The sequence below is a fragment of the Exiguobacterium sp. SH1S1 genome (assembly GCF_004337245.1).
GTDB classification, from domain to species: Bacteria; Bacillota; Bacilli; order Exiguobacteriales; family Exiguobacteriaceae; genus Exiguobacterium; species Exiguobacterium aurantiacum_A.
In genome coordinates this window covers 1-385 of sequence record NZ_SJUZ01000035.1, presented here as the reverse complement: position 1 = coordinate 385, position 385 = coordinate 1, and the positions used below count along the sequence as shown (strand labels likewise).

The window sequence follows — 385 nt, the reverse complement described above, 5'->3', positions numbered from 1 at the left end:
CCATAAATAAATCCACTGCAAGCTCCGTTAATATCTAAAGAGAGTATGTCTTCCGGCAACTGTAACTGTTGTTGAATCAAACAAGCAACAGAAGGTGTCAAATAGTCCGGAGTAAAGGTTGCAACAATCACTGCCTTAATCTTTTCTTTCGGTATATTCCCTTTTTCAATCGCTTTCTGTGCCGCCAAAACTCCCAAATCTGCCGTTTTTTGATTCTCTACATAGCGTCGACATTCTATTCCCGTTCGAGAAACAATCCACTCGTCCGTTGTATCTATTTTACTCACAAAATCTTCATTGGTCACTACTTTTTCCGGTACATATCGACCGGTTGATACCACTTCAAAACTCATACTATTCCCTTCCTGATTGCCCTATCTTTCGA

Annotated in this window: 1 protein-coding gene; it reads right to left on the bottom strand. The window is 40.3% G+C overall.

Going from position 1 to position 385, the window contains the following annotated elements:
- The coding region (locus EVJ23_RS15120; protein ID WP_483297339.1) for a ketoacyl-ACP synthase III at positions 1-353 on the bottom strand (353 nt) is incomplete at its 3' end.
- Positions 354-385 lie beyond the last annotated feature (32 nt).